Source organism: Paenibacillus sp. B46(2026) (assembly GCF_056786355.1).
The window spans coordinates 6,700,242-6,713,812 of the sequence record NZ_CM165907.1; the positions used below are offsets into that span (position 1 = coordinate 6,700,242).

At 46.8% G+C, this 13,571-nt stretch carries 12 protein-coding genes; 1 reads left to right on the top strand and 11 read right to left on the bottom strand.

Annotation, left to right across the window (positions count from 1 at the left end):
• Nucleotides 1-226 precede the first annotated feature (226 nt).
• Nucleotides 227-493 (bottom strand): CD3324 family protein, encoded by a 267-nt coding sequence (locus AC1S8V_RS29710; RefSeq protein ID WP_482071861.1) that lies wholly within the window; start codon nucleotides 491-493, stop codon nucleotides 227-229.
• 263 nt (nucleotides 494-756) lie between these two features.
• A complete protein-coding gene (locus tag AC1S8V_RS29715; RefSeq protein WP_482071862.1) occupies nucleotides 757-1,665 on the bottom strand; it encodes a helix-turn-helix transcriptional regulator in 909 nt (302 codons plus the stop codon).
• A 69-nt stretch (nucleotides 1,666-1,734) separates the two neighbouring features.
• Between AC1S8V_RS29715 and AC1S8V_RS29720 the strand changes: the two genes are divergently transcribed.
• On the top strand, nucleotides 1,735-2,301 hold the full coding sequence (locus tag AC1S8V_RS29720; RefSeq protein WP_482071863.1) for a dihydrofolate reductase family protein: 567 nt from the start codon (nucleotides 1,735-1,737) through the stop codon (nucleotides 2,299-2,301).
• A 240-nt stretch (nucleotides 2,302-2,541) separates the two neighbouring features.
• Here AC1S8V_RS29720 and AC1S8V_RS29725 read toward each other — a convergent pair whose 3' ends face one another.
• The 9 genes from AC1S8V_RS29725 to AC1S8V_RS29765 form a co-directional block, all read right to left on the bottom strand.
• Nucleotides 2,542-3,666, bottom strand: coding sequence for an SGNH/GDSL hydrolase family protein (locus tag AC1S8V_RS29725; protein ID WP_482071864.1), 1,125 nt, complete (start codon nucleotides 3,664-3,666; stop codon nucleotides 2,542-2,544).
• Nucleotides 3,667-3,790: 124 nt separating this feature from the next.
• A complete protein-coding gene (locus AC1S8V_RS29730) occupies nucleotides 3,791-4,159 on the bottom strand; it encodes a DUF4180 domain-containing protein (RefSeq protein ID WP_482071865.1) in 369 nt (122 codons plus the stop codon).
• Between the two features lie 245 nt (nucleotides 4,160-4,404).
• Nucleotides 4,405-5,127, bottom strand: a complete 723-nt coding sequence (locus tag AC1S8V_RS29735) for an amino acid ABC transporter ATP-binding protein (protein WP_482071866.1) — start codon at nucleotides 5,125-5,127, stop codon at nucleotides 4,405-4,407.
• Nucleotides 5,124-5,780 carry an amino acid ABC transporter permease gene (locus AC1S8V_RS29740; RefSeq protein WP_482071867.1) on the bottom strand — a complete coding sequence of 219 codons (657 nt, stop codon included), beginning with the start codon at nucleotides 5,778-5,780 and terminating at the stop codon, nucleotides 5,124-5,126. The genes AC1S8V_RS29735 and AC1S8V_RS29740 overlap by 4 nt, the downstream gene beginning before the upstream one ends.
• A gap of 17 nt (nucleotides 5,781-5,797) precedes the next feature.
• Entirely contained in the window at nucleotides 5,798-6,595 is a 798-nt protein-coding gene (locus tag AC1S8V_RS29745; RefSeq protein ID WP_482071868.1) for a transporter substrate-binding domain-containing protein, read from the bottom strand.
• A 316-nt stretch (nucleotides 6,596-6,911) separates the two neighbouring features.
• Nucleotides 6,912-7,805, bottom strand: a complete 894-nt coding sequence (locus AC1S8V_RS29750) for a response regulator (protein WP_482071869.1) — start codon at nucleotides 7,803-7,805, stop codon at nucleotides 6,912-6,914.
• Entirely contained in the window at nucleotides 7,777-9,096 is a 1,320-nt protein-coding gene (locus AC1S8V_RS29755; protein WP_482071870.1) for an ATP-binding protein, read from the bottom strand. Before AC1S8V_RS29755 ends, AC1S8V_RS29750 begins: the two co-directional genes overlap by 29 nt.
• Nucleotides 9,097-9,263: 167 nt before the next feature.
• Nucleotides 9,264-12,401 (bottom strand): hybrid sensor histidine kinase/response regulator, encoded by a 3,138-nt coding sequence (locus AC1S8V_RS29760; protein WP_482074619.1) that lies wholly within the window; start codon nucleotides 12,399-12,401, stop codon nucleotides 9,264-9,266.
• A gap of 4 nt (nucleotides 12,402-12,405) precedes the next feature.
• Entirely contained in the window at nucleotides 12,406-13,563 is a 1,158-nt protein-coding gene (locus AC1S8V_RS29765) for a response regulator (protein ID WP_482071871.1), read from the bottom strand.
• Between the last annotated feature and the right edge of the window lie 8 nt (nucleotides 13,564-13,571).

Here is a 13,571-nt window from a genome sequence, read left to right on the forward strand (position 1 = left end):
AAGAGGGAGCGCCTTGTGCGCTCCCTTTAACTGTTGGTTTTATTGACCAACTCGTCTGAATGACTCAATATAATCGTCACCTCCACTATAGTGACTTATTGATGATTTCCTGTTTGATATCATTTTACTTGTTCCCACTTGTCATAAGTGTTTAACGTACATTTATTAACCATCCTTTGCACCAAAAAAGCCACATTAGACTCTTCTCTAATGTGGCCCGTCATTCTTACTTTTTGCAATACACAATTTTCTTAATGCTATCCATAGATAAACAGTATTGCTCCCCAAGCTGATCTATGGTTGTTCCCGCAGCAAAAAGCTGGCGAATCTCGTCGTTCCGCTCCCGGACAATCCTTTTGCCACCCGAGTTCTCGCCCCACTTCTTATGGGCATCCTTGGGCCTCGGAATATAGATCAAGCCTCCGGGGATATGACGCTGTATTTCTTTGAGCAATTCTTCCGGGAAGATTGTATCTGCATTAATATATTTCACGTTGCTCCACTCCTTAAAAGTTAAAATCTTTAAGGCAGCAGAGTCGTACGATGAACGCATTGGATACACACTACAATGGTATGGCGGAAATGGATTTCAGGCTCTATGCAAACAACCGCCGTTGTTCATCACATGGACTCTGCATAGAGCGGGTCGTTAAATTTATTATGAATCGAATCATGGTAGCCCCCCATTCAGTCAATCAAAATCAAGTTACTTTAGATGGTACTCCTATATCTTCCATGTCAGAACCTTATATCCTTCTACTCATCGATATATTGGCTAACACTCCGTTCCAGCAACTCTCTAACCTGCTGCTTTAACTCAGTTGGCGTGATCACCTTCACTTCTGGACCATAGGAGATTAACTTTCGCGCTGTAAAAGAAAACTCCTCAGGCGGAACCAATCCACGCCATTCATGACCTTGAACCGACTTGAACAGCACATCTGACGCGGCAATCCTTGCTCCAAATTCCGTGAATTGCAGCACCACTTCTACGCTTGCTCTATCTTCTTTCGTATCTAGCCACACTTTCAGACTCGGAACAGATTCATCCACCGATTCCATAACAGCCAACTGCTGCATGCGATCCACCCGATACAACAGAACACGATCTCTATTCCGAGCTGGCATGTACCAATGTCCCTGCTCATAGTAGATGCCATATGGGAAGACCTGGACTTTTTTACGACCACTGCGGGCAAGATACATAAATCCGATTTCTCTCTTTTCTACCGCTGCTCCCAATATCTCGGTTGTTAAAGGCTCAGCATGCTCACCGGGATGCTGGACAAAGGTGATATGCTCTCTCATTCGCATAATCAGATCCTGTACATCCTCAGGCAAAGTAGAGAAGTATTGCTCAGCCAAATGTTCACGCATCGATCCATATGGAAAATCCGGGACTTGCTGTAGATATTCTAGCATCATAAACAACCCTAATGCCTCCTGCTGTGTCAGTTGAAGAGGTGGCAAAATCCGATTGGGCAACACCCGGTAACCACCATTCACGCCAACTTCTGTGTACAAAGGAAAACCCAGCGCCTGCAATGCATCCAGATCTCGCTGAATCGTACGAACCGATACGTCGAACCGTTCTGCCAGTTCCCGGGCAGTGAACTTCTGTCTGGAATCCATCAGGCGCATGATAGCCAGCTTCCGATGATTCATGAATTCAACATCCTAACTACGTCAACTTTTGTCATAGTTAAAGTGTATCATACATTTTAGAAGGGAGCGATGAACATGTCTGACAACAAAACAATCTTGTACATTGCCATGAGTTTGGATGGATATATCGCAAGACTGGACGGTTCGGTGGATTGGTTATTTGATGTGGAGGGTGACGGAGGGGATAACGGGTATGCCGCCTTCTATCAGACGATTGGTAGCGTTGTTATGGGACGTTATACGTATGAAGAGGTGCTCACACTGTCTGAAGAATTCCCCTATGCGGATCGCCCGACGTATGTGCTTTCCCGCTCGGAACAGCCGCCCGCTCCGCATGTACAGTTTACAACCGAGACGGTAGATACGCTCATTCCCCAATTAAAGCAGAATTCTGATGGAGACGTGTGGATTGTGGGTGGCGGCATATTGGTTCAAGCTGTGTTAGCAAAAAAATTACTGGATGAGATCGAAGTCGCCATCATTCCAAAAATCCTTGGCGAAGGCATTCCCTTATTCCCGGCAGGCACTGTACCAAGTCAATTCAAAATGATCGGAACCCATACACTCGGACAGATCATTTCGATTCGTTATGAAGTACAGAACAGCGGCACAGCGGACACACCTTCGAATGCCTAGATAAGTTGAACTAAAGATTAGTTACACTGCCACTACGATGACAGAATAACCTTCCAATCGCTGTTATCCCCAGATTTTTTTCGATTCTCTTTTTCTAAAGGGGAAAATCCGGGGATAAAGGCGAACGCTTTTCTTTTTCAGGTTTTTTCTGTCCTCTCCGTTATCGTGTAAATGATTAGTTCAACATATATATTGGGTACAATTCATGAAAGAGTGGTCTTTCCATTACCATGTATCAAGCTATCCAATCATTCCTCGTATATATTCCGCTAACACCTCTGCCGTCCTACGGTGAGATAACTCGCCTGGATGGGTGCGCGCCCCTACCGTCTCTTCGGTTGTATCGGGAAGCTGGATAATCGTAACCTTGCGATCCCCTGTCCCCTTCGTGTACGCATCAACCGCACGGTAGATGGCAGGCATCATGGGGAAACCAAGCATGCCATAAGCCCATACAATATGAGCTTCTGGATTGTTTTTCCGAAGTTTGAACAGGAACTGTTCCACTGCTTTCTCAAAAGCGATCAGATCCTCTTCATGATACGTACCATCTTCGTTCAGCCGCTGCTTGTACACCTTGCCGGTGTCGGGGTCTTTCCACTCAGGTGACTGAAATGCACCCCTATCATTGCTGCCCAGGTTCACGACCACCACATCCGGCTGCCACGAACTAAAATCATGCCGATCTCCTGCGCCTAGCGCTTCGTTACGTTCACCAGTAAGCAGGCCACAGACCTGTTCATAATAATCGGGGATGTTCCCCTTCGGATTGTTATCCCAGCTTGTCAGCACACCCCAGCCACTTTGCGAGATGACCCGGTATTCTGCATTCAATGCCTCTGCTGTCATGAACGTATAATTATGTATGGCGCTGAACCACATCGGAATCCAATCTTGCTCCGCTTTCGCTCCAATCGCACCTTCGCCAGATGTAATACTGTCACCGATGAACTCGATCTTGTACGGTTTTTCCTGTGCAGGCAGGAACACGCCATCCGATTTCACCGCATGAATCTGCAAGGAACAACCCGGGTCGCCACTCATCGCTTGAACATCTTTAACGATCCGTACATTCTTCACCACATCCGTGTTCATGCCCCGGAGTACACAGATCCAGTACCTTCCTGCCGTTAACATCTGTCTGCTCACCGGAACACCGTTGATCAGAACACTGATCCATGACTCATAAATATCATACTGTGACTCCATCTCAACCCATAGTTCGGAGCCCTGTACATTGAGTTCGACTGCACTCCCCGTCCAAAACAACGTCAAAGGTGACAAACTCCCCGTTGTTCTGCCGTGTACTTTAAGATTATCTATGTCAGATAGCGCGGACACCTGTAATTCCTCATTTTCCTTCACGATGCCATCCTCCTACGTTTAGCTCAGTAATAATACAGGTTCTCAACATGCTGCTTAGACTGCTCCAGTCCCATCCAGATATACATGCTATTCAGCAAGATCTTTGGCAGCTTGTAACCTGCCGTTAACGGATGTTATGCAACTTCTGAAGCGCTTCCTCTTTTGTTTTCAAAAAGAAAAAATGCTTGCCGTTGTTGCACTCATAGATGAAATCTCTCAGGCTCTTGCTGTTATGTCCTTCGAAATCTCCCACAATAGCAAGCTTAACATGATAGTTCACGTATTTCTGCAAAATCTCGCCTGCAAGCTTGGTTTTCAGTTCGAAGAACTCTTCCATGATGTTCGTTTTGTCGATAATGAGCTTGTCAGCATCATCGGTATACCTTACCGAAGCCATCAAATCCAGTGCATCTTGAACATTGTTGATGATGATTTCATCGCTTTCAATAATAGCGACCTTGGAGTTTCCTTGTTCATCAATGGTTATGTTCATTTCACTGTCTCCTTCCGTATATCATTTCTCTATAATATCTCGCAGTTCCTCAAAGAAAAGCAACGACTTTTTGACACATTTAATCGCAGGAACAATTCGGAATATAAGTTGGCTATATTTTGTGGACCTACCGCAAAAATCATTGAGAATTATAAAAAAATCCCCCACGGCTAGCCACACATAAGTCCATCATAACCGATGTCCTATATGCACGGTCTGCCGTAAGGGATTTCGTCTTTGCAACGTTATAAAACCTTCCCCAAGAACGCCTTGGTCCGCTCATGCCGGGTATTCTGAAAGAGCTCTTCAGGTGTGCCTTCTTCTACAATGTATCCACCGTCCATAAAGATCACCCGGTCCGCCACCTCCCGGGCAAAGCCCATCTCATGCGTAACGACAATCATGGTAATTCCCTCGTGAGCGAGGTCTTTCATGACTTGCAGCACTTCTCCAACCATCTCTGGGTCAAGTGCAGACGTAGGTTCGTCGAACAGCATCACACTTGGGTTCATGGCGAGTGCACGCGCGATGGCTACACGCTGTTGTTGTCCACCCGACAACTGCTCGGGATAAGCATCTCTCTTCTGAGATAGCCCGACCTTGCCGAGCAGTTCCATTGATTTTTTCTCATTCTCGGCCTTGCTCAGTTTCTTGATATGCTTCGGCGCGAGCATGATATTCTCCAGTACGGTCAGATGCGGGAAGAGGTTGAACTGCTGGAACACCATGCCCACATTGGTTCGCAGCTGATCGATATCCGTCTTGGGTGAAGTGACCTCAACACCACCGATCGTCACCTTCCCGGACGTCACACCCTCCAGCAGATTGAGACAGCGCAAGAACGTACTTTTACCAGACCCGGAAGGCCCGATGACGCATACAACCTCTTTCTCCTGAATCGTTGTGGAGATATCCTTCAATACCTCATTGGTACCAAACTGCTTTTTCAGGTTCTGTACGGTGATCATCGGATCGCATACCTCCTCTCAATGAACCGGGAAGCCCGGGACAATAGCACAATGATGATCAGGTAGAATATACCCACCACACCCCAGATCTCAAATGCCCGGAAGTTGGAGGAAATAATAATCTCACCGCTTTGCGTCAATTCGGCAATACCGATCGCTGACAGCAGCGATGTATCCTTAATGGTAATAATAAACTGGTTCACAAAGGTAGGAATCATACGCCGGGTTGCTTGGGGCAACACGACCAGCCTCATCGTCTGGAAACGAGTTAAGCCCAGGGATCGCGCTGCCTCATGCTGCCCGTTGCTAATGGAATTAATCCCCGCTCGGAAAATCTCCGAGATGTAAGCCCCCGCATTCAGACTAATTGCAATAATCCCTGCAGTCATCGCCGGAATGCGCATATCCAGGAACACGGGTAGCCCGAAGTAGATGAAATATACCTGCACCAGAAGGGGTGTGCCACGGATGATATCCACGTAAAGTGTGGCTACCAGCCGCAACAATCGATTCAAAGAAGTGCTCATTAATCCTGAGTTCAATCCGATCACCATCGCAATGATGAGTGAGATCACGACTAGTTTCAACGTAACCACTGTACCCTCTAACAGAAGAGGCAGTGCGTCTATTATGACTTGCAAGGAGGAGTCCATCCGTACCACATTCCCTTCTATTTAGCCGCTGTTCCCAGATACTTGCCAACAATCTCGTCGTACTTTCCGTTTTCCTGCAATTTCTTCAGTCCATCATTGATCTTCTTCTGCAACTCCGCATCACCTTTGGCAACAGCAATGCCGTAGAAGTCACCGTTCAACCGGTCTCCAACGATTTTGAGTTTGGCGTTCGGGTCGATGGCAATTTTATAGGAGATGACCGGGAAATCCTCCAACGTAGCATCTGCGTTTTTGTTCGCTACTTCCTGATACATCGATGGGCTGTCATCAAAATATTTCACGGTTGCCCCGTAGGTTTTCGCATATTCATCTGCAAGATTCGCACCAGAGGTTCCTTTTTTGATCGCAATAATTTTTCCTTTTAAATCTTCAGGACTTTGGATGTCCGCGTTATCTTCATGTACAATTAAGGACAGACCGGCCTGGTAATACGGGTCCGAGAAGTCCACGACTTTTTTACGTTCGTCCGTAATGCTAATGCCTGCAATCGCCCCATCCAGCTGATTCGCCGTAATGGCTGGAATAATGCCTTTGAAGTCCATCGGTTTGATCTCTACCTCAAAGCCCTCTTCTTCCGCAATCGCGTTCATGAGGTCAATATCGATCCCTACATATTTGCCGTCCTTCTGGAACTCAAAAGGGGGATACGTTGCATCGGTACCAAATGTATATTTCTCAACAGCTGAACCACTTGCCGACTGGGCATTACTCTCTTCACCGGACTTTGCTGCACCGCAGGCACTAAGTGTTAGAGCAAGAACGGACGCCATTACAATGGATGCTACCTTTTTCATAGAAAAACCCCTTTTCCGAATTAGATTGGGATCGACCGAATCGATCATTTGTATTTATGTACGTATTGTAGTTCGCGCCCTACGCCAACTTATATAATCCTACATAAAATAATTACAACTCATGAAAATTAAATTAACATTATATAATTTTAGATAGATTAAAGTGCACAAAGTGCTAATAAAATCGCTGTTTTAGATAATAAATGTTAGTTTATATAACATAAAAGAAAACAGAAAACAAAAAAAGCCGAGAATCCATGAAGGTGTCGCCTTCGGGAATCCAGCTCTTAGATAAAAAATATGATATCTCAATTATTCAGTTATTCATTTTTTCAAGCGTCTCCATATAGAACACATGCAGGAACTTTTTGATATTAACCTTGCCTTTGTCGCCTGCCTGATCTTCTTCCATCGCTCTCATCTTCATTCGAACATCCTGGAAGTCAAAGTAGAGGGGCGCATAATGTTCAAACTTGTGGTTGCTATAATCGGTGAGTCCAATCGAGGCCATGTTCGTCAGCGCGGCAATTACCGTTCTGCGAATGCGTTGTTCCATCGCCTTGCTCTCTTTCTCCACGTCTTTGGGCGTAGACTTGTACGTCTGGGCCACCGCTTCATACGACTCCTTCAAGGGCGGCCACTCCCCGGCACGCTTCTGGTCAATCGCATACTCCATAAGAGCCACAATATCCTTGCTACCACTTTCCCCGATGATCCCCAGATCCATCAGAATGCTTCGTGCCGCATCTCGCACCGTACGACCTTGGACAGGGGCAGGCGCTTCCACCAGATTCAATCGAGCCATCGACTGCTTGATCTCCAGCACGTAACGTTCGTACTTCCACTGTTCATTCACTTTGCTGAGCACATGCTCCACTTCCACTCGATTAATTGGTTTATGAATAAAGAATTCAATTCCGTTCTGGTAGGCCGCCCCTACCATCTCCTTGTTCTCCACCTGAGAGATCATGATGAATTTCCCTGTATAACCACCGTGCTTCAGCTTTGCTACCGTCTCAATTCCGTCCTGATCCGGCATCAGCAGATCAATCAGCACTACATCGGGACGCAGATCCATGATCATCCGCGCCCCTTCTATGCCTCCCTCTGCCATACCTGCAAGCTCGCCGATTCCACAGGATTCAATGATATCATGCAGCATACTTCGGCTCACTACATCATCATCCACGATCACGATAGAAAGTGTCATCAACATCGGCCCCCTTGATTAGACTCATTTTGGGAATAGCTATAGCAAATGTTGTCCCTGTCCCTTCCGGAGGCGCCGATTCTACCTTAATTTGCCCCTCCAACGACTGGACGATATCACGTACATGGGACAGACCAATGCCCGTTGCGGCAATGCCGACTTCATTGAACTTCGTTGTATAGCCCGGTTCAAAAATGACATCCTGTTTGGCTTCAGGCACGCCTTTTCCAGTATCTATAACGACGAAATGCACGTCATCTTCTTGCTCATACACACGAATTCGGACCGTCCCATCACGCTCAATGGCCTCTACCGCATTGGCAATCAGGTTGTTCATTACCGTTAGAAGAGGAATGTAATACGGAGACTCACAATCATACTGTTGCTCGATGTCGATCTCCACCCGCTTATGCAGCATCTCGCTATATTTCCGGTTTGCTTTGCTGGCAAAGTTCAGTACTTCAGACAGGCTCATATTGACTGCTTTTTCGTTATCATAAAGTTTCAGCAGACCCGCCAGAATGCGTTGTGAATCCTTCTTCACTTCATGAATCTGCTGAGCGATGCCCAGCGTGCGCTGACTGTATTGGTTCATGTCCTGCTCCCGGAGATCGCGATATAGATCATAGCTGTCTGCCGTAATGCCTTCAATCGTATTCATTGCTTTCTTCAGGTAAAAGACCTCGCCATACAGACCCGAGTTCACACTCAGCATCTGCTCCATCCGCTTCTCCTGCTCGGCATGCAAGAGCCGCATCTGCCTCACGGCAAAGCTGTTGTAGAGCCCAATCACAAAGTAACTTCGCAGACCGCCTACCACAAGCAGATACAACCATTCCTTCATATAAAAGATATTGGTCCCGCTTAACATTCCCCGCAGAAGCAGTTCAACAAGATTAGAGGAGAAATCGATACAGGTAATCAGCCCGCCGAGCAGAAGAGGCTGCATATCATGGAATCGATGCTTCAACTTGCTAAGCCCATAGGCAAAGACCACGTAATACACGCCTGCCCCCAGGTTGTCCCGCATGCTTTCCAGAATAGACACAGTCTGTACATGATTGATGAGATCTGCCGACTGAAACAGCAAATTTGCGATACCTGTCAGGATTCCTGTCTTCACATAAGACAGGTGTGGCATGATCATCAGCAGAAATAAAAGAATGCTAACCCCCAGCCCGATTCGGAAGTAATCTTCCCGGAACGGATTAATCTTGAATTGCGCCCCTACCGCTGTGGCAAAGGCAATGGCCGTCATCTGCACATTTTCATTTTTGACCCAATTGCGCATCGATCTCTTCACCCACTATAGCAACGTTTAGCGCCCAATGCCGGAACCTGCGCTTCTAATGTTAAATATACTAACATATGAAAGAAGCATTAGAAATAATTAAAATTAGGGAATGGGCGCGAAGCAAAACAAAAAGGCCGGAAGTCTTCACTTCTGCGGCCTTTTCCTTATATTTCATCTGGAATATCAAATGACACCATCGTTCCCTCACCCGGTTCACTTACGATCGATAATCCTTGACCATACCGTTGCAGCAATCTGCGGTTCGTATTCACAATACCTATTCCGCCTTTTCCACCCAGCGTAGCCTGTTGCAGCTCTGCGACCTTCACCGGTTCCATCCCCTTGCCATTATCCTTGACCTCAATACGAGTATAGCCTTCATGCTTTGTGATGGACAGACATACTGTACCGCCTACACTTCGGCTTAATAGCCCGTGTCTCACGGCATTTTCAATCAAGGGCTGAATCGATAGCGGCGGGAGAAGCAACGGAAGATCCGGCTCCACGTGTAATACAACCGACAACCGGTCTTCAAATCGTGTTTTCTCAATAAAAAGGTAGGCTTCTACGAGTTCCAGCTCGTGTGATAATTTCACCAGTTCCCCTGTATTGAGATAGTTGAAGCTGATCCGTAGATAGGATGAAAAAGCTTCACCAAGCTTACGCATATGCTCCGTGTCAATATCACTTAGAACCATAAGTGAATTCAGCGTATTGAACAGGAAGTGGGGCTGAATCTGAGCCTGCAAATAGGCTGCCTCCATGCGCAGACGCTCTTGGATGGACTGATTTAACATGGTCAATGCACGTATCCGATACTTCAGCTCCAACGCATCTACAGGCTTCGTCACATAATCATTCGCACCCGATGCAAAACCCGTGCAGATATCAGGCGGCTGACTTCGTGCAGTCAACAGCAGTACAGGAAGTTCTGACATGGAGAATTGCTCCCGCACCTTCTGGGTTAATTCATAGCCGGACATATTAGGCATCATCACATCTGTAATGAGCAGATCCCACTGACGTGTGCCCAGCAATTCCATCGCTTCCTGCCCCGAACGCGCTGTAGTTATATCGTATGGCTCCGTCGAAAGGATACTGACCAACACATCCAGATTCACCGGATCATCATCCACAGCCAGAATGGTGGCTCTCCCCTCTTTTAACAACGGAGCCATCTCCGCTGCCGCCGAAGTTTCCACGTCGCTCATACCGGGGCGGGGTAGCAGGAAGCCTCCAGGTGCATCTTCCATCATCTCCATGGCCTGTTCCCAGATCAGGGGGAGCTGTGACTGAGCCTGATGGGTGGTTTCATGCGCGAGTGGCAGATCAAAGCTGAATACCGAGCCCTTTCCGAGTTCCGAGTGAACCGTTAGTGCTCCGCCGTGCAGTTCTACGAGCTGTTTGCAGATGTTCAGTCCAAGCCCGATGCCTTGTCCATCACTTATTCCATACGATCCTTGTTCATACGGAAGGAATATGCGCATGCGTGTGTCTTCATCCATTCCAATCCCCGTATCCGTTACATGAATCAGAGCATATCCTTCACGAATTTCGGCGCTTACGGAGATCGTTCCTTCCTCTGTATGTTTGAGCGCGTTATGCAGCAGATTATACAAAATCTGAACGAGTCTTTCTTCATCAGCCATGACCAGAGGGAACGATTCCGGAATCTCCATATGAAGGCGGACCGGTTTTCGTTCTGCCATGAATTGCAGCATGGCGATAATGCCAGGCACCACCGATTGTATTGAAAAAGGAACCTGACGCAGCACAATGCGATGTTCCTTCAGCCGGACTACATCCAGCAGATCCCCAAGCAGATGGGACATTCGTCGACCGATCGTGATGAGCAGTTCCATATCCTCCCGGCTCCGTTCATCCAGCCTGCTCTTCTCTCGGGTGACCACATTGTGAGCGATGTTAATGATCCCGTGCAGCGGGGTTCGCAGTTCATGGGATGTATTTGCCAGGAATTGATCTTTAATTAAGTCACTCTTCTGCAATTCTGTATTCAGTTTCATATTCTCTCGGACATTCCTGAAGTACTTCTTGAACCAATAGGCTGAGAAGCCGGTAATTGCAAAAATGATATCGATTGGATAGTATACTGTTGTCACATCTCTGGCCGTCTCGGCCACACTCCATAACAGGTTGGATGTAATGCCTCCTGCGGTAAGCAGCAGAAACACAATGTCCCGATCCCCCTGTTTCCTGAAGATCATCGTTCCGACGATGTATAGAAACCAAATCATGGATAACAAAAAGAATATATTAATGATGTTGTAATGGATCATGGCATATGTCGTCTGAATGGACACCACCATGATTATGGCGGTATAGACCAGAGTAATGACAACATGCAATTGAAGCCATGTTTTTCGTACATAATCCATCGCTAATCTCTGGAATAACAGAAGGATACAGACATTTTGCAGCAATACTGAGATCAATCGAATTTTAATACCCCAAGTATAATTAAAAGGAAGCCATAACATCAAAATATTATCATGACCCATCATAACCGCGATACCAACAGATAGAGTTAATACGGCTCCAACCAGCAAAGCGCGTTCCTGTGGATTAAATGCGTAGAGAATACAGGCATACACGCCGTGAAGGAGCAAAATCAGAAAGGTGACCATCTGAAACCCAATGGAGTACCACCGCGAAAAATCAACGGCTGCCTGTGAGCCGAAGCGAACAGGCTTACTAATTCCGCCCATATACGGGCTGTCGTAATTGGCTACGCGGATCAATAATTCAATAGATGTTGTTCCTTCCCGATTATAAGTCGCTGTATATGAAGTACTTCTGGGTATATACGTACTGCTATCCGCGGATACCTCACCCACACCGCCGTCGGCAACTCCATTCATCTCAATCTCGGATGAACTTCGAATTCCCTTGAACCAGAAGGTAACCGGTGTTTGAAGCGGATCTGTCAAAATGCGCAATCGATACGTTCCGTACCCGAACGAACTCTCCAGTTCCTGACTCCGTGCACTACCCCAGTCTCCAGGGACCTGAACACGCTTCGCACCACCATTCCTCTTCGCCATATCTTGTTGGGTTAGCAGCTCATCTGAGTAAAGTTCCCATTCTCCATTCAAGTACATGACCGGTGATTGATCCAGATCCACACCCCTTAAATCAAGCACTCCATTAACGGCGCGATGCTCATCTACCGTGTAGAATAGCTCGGACCATGCTGAGCGCATACCAATCAATACGCCAAAAATGATTAGCATGATGATCATATATCTGTAACGGTTCACAGGTTTCGTCTGAAGTGATTTCATCAAATTATGTTTTCATGACTTTGGTTAAACCGAGCTTCCAGTCCTGATACCACTCGCTAATGTTCTCGCTGATCGGTATCTCCAAATCGCGCTCCATTCTGGTGGTTAAGAGACGATACTGCTCCTCCACACCGAGATCGTTGTGCATTTCATCATACAATTTCATTAGAACAAAATAACTTTCTTCCTCATCCGGGAGCATCTGCTGGATACGCCGCGTGCTCTCAATCACTTTCTCCCCCAGCCCCTGCTGCTGGTAATACAGACTTAGTTGTCTCATATGATACAACCACAGGTAGCGTAATCTTTCCCGTTCAGGTTCAGCCCATATGTAATCATAATTGCCAAGATACGTGCCCTTGTATAGATAGAGCGCTTTCTCATAGGCATCAACTGTACTGGCGTCCACGACTTTCCATTGCCTGATTTCCTTTTCCCACTGCTCACTATCCAACTGAGCTTCACCCAATTCAAGCCTGTAGCCTGCTTCCAGGTGCCCACTTTGAATCGTGATCATATCCATGTTGCATGCTTTCAGGGTTTGGCGGACATGATACATTGCGGTATAGAGCTGATGCACCGTCTTGTCCTCTTCCAATTCAGGCCACAGCATCTCCAGCAACACACTGCGATGAATCGTCTGATTCCGGTGGTGAAGTAAATATGCAAATAACTCCTGCGCCTTGCTTGTGCGCCATTTGGCGACCTGGATATCCTTGCCCGGAAGCTTAAACTGAATCTGATTAAAGCAGCAAATTAAAGGTACATTTGTATCCTTTGACCGCTGCTCGCGTTTCGAACTCAGTTTCTCCCGGACTCGGCTCACCGTTTGCTTCAATCGATCTTTCTGGATGGGCTTCATCACATAGTCCAAAGCCTGTAACTCGAAAGCATGCACTGCATATTGGTCGTAACTGGTCACAAATATAATTTCGGTGCCCGGTGTTGCTGCCTGAATCTGTCTTCCCAGATCCATACCATCCATCTCCGGCATATGAATATCCAGAAATACAACATCCGGACGATGCTCCACAATACCTGCCATAGCCTCTGTCGGGTTCATATATGTAGCGATAATTTCGATACCACTTACTTCCTTCTCTAGTGATTTTTGAAGGCCTATCAACGCTAGACGTTCGTCGTCAACCAATATCACTTTCACAGGAGCTT